The sequence below is a fragment of the Peribacillus sp. YIM B13481 genome, assembly GCF_042787985.1.
Classification (GTDB): Bacteria; Bacillota; Bacilli; order Bacillales; family DSM-1321; genus Peribacillus; species Peribacillus simplex_A.
In genome coordinates this window covers 1-1,286 of record NZ_JBHZPE010000129.1, presented here as the reverse complement: position 1 = coordinate 1,286, position 1,286 = coordinate 1, and the positions used below count along the sequence as shown (strand labels likewise).

At 38.1% G+C, this 1,286-nt stretch carries 1 protein-coding gene; it reads left to right on the top strand.

Going from position 1 to position 1,286, the window contains the following annotated elements; translation table 11 throughout:
- Window positions 1-85: 85 nt before the first annotated feature.
- Window positions 86-1,245, top strand: a protein-coding gene (locus tag ACFX4X_RS25450; protein ID WP_377387656.1) for an IS3 family transposase whose coding sequence is annotated in 2 segments (ribosomal slippage) — window positions 86-344 and window positions 344-1,245 — 1,161 coding nt in all. Because the reading frame shifts where the segments join, the coding sequence is not laid out codon by codon here.
- The last annotated feature ends 41 nt before the right edge of the window (window positions 1,246-1,286 follow it).

The window sequence follows — 1,286 nt, the reverse complement described above, 5'->3', positions numbered from 1 at the left end:
TGGTATTATCCCCTACAGGTAGACAGAGTAAAAAAGAGAGCATGATAAAATGTTCTTAACAGTCTATCTGGGAGGGGATTTTTCTATGGCAAAAAAGGGGCAAACGTTTCAAACATACACAGAAGAATTAAAGCGAGAAGTTGTTCGATTGAAGTTGGAGAAAGGCTGGTCATATCGTCAGCTTCGTGAACAATTTGGTATTAAAAGTGATGCGCAAATAGCGAATTGGGTTAAGAAAACGCAAAATAATGAGCCTTTTGAGGACCAACGTGGTGTATGGAACCGTAAGAATTTTTCTAGTGTAGAAGAAGAAAATGCCTATCTGAAAGCGCAGGTGGACTATTTAAAAAAGCGCAATCCAAATCTACATGGGAAGGAATGGTCCTAAAATCCGAAAGGTTTCAAGTGATTGATGATTTGAGGAAAACACACCCACTCGCGTGGCTATTAAAAATTGGTGAAGTTTCAAGAGCGGGTTATTACAAATGGCGGAAGACTCAGTCTAGACGTTTACTGAGACTTCAGAAAAACCTTTGGATAAAAGAACATATATTAGCCATTCATAAGATACATCCATACTACGGATACAAACGGATGACTCGAGCTTTATTCAGAGAGGGAATCGTTGTCAATCATAAGCGTGTTCGTCGTTTGATGAGAGAATTGAGGGTTACATCTGTTATTCGAAAGAAACGCCCTTTCTATGGTCGAAGAGGATCGGTTGTATATAAGAATATTTTAAATCGTGAGTTCTATGCAGAGTCCATATTACAAAAGTTAGTAACAGATATAACCTATGTAAGGATTGGAGACACGTTTGTCTACCTATCTGCCGTTTTAGATTTGTATAATAATGAAATTGTGGCATGGGAAGTTTCAACAAGAAACGATCTTGAATTGGTTCATAATACGTTGAATCAGTTAAGGGACAAATCATTTGGAAAGGATGCCCTTCTCCATTCTGATCAAGGATTTCAATATACGACGAAATCATACGAAAGACAGGTAAAAGAACTGGGTCTTCAAGGAAGTCACTCTCGTCGTGGCAATTGTCATGATAACGCGTGTATAGAAAGTTTCTTCTCGCATTTAAAAACAGAGAAGTTATATTTGGTACGCCCAAAAACAGCAGAGGAAGCTTATATAGTCATCCAGGAGTATATAGACTTCTATAATACTGATCGCTTCCAAGAAAAATTTAACGGCCTTTCCCCGATTGAATACCGAGAAAAGGCCGCAGCTTAAAATACTCTTTTTTTATTGTCTACTTGACAGGGTTATGTGCA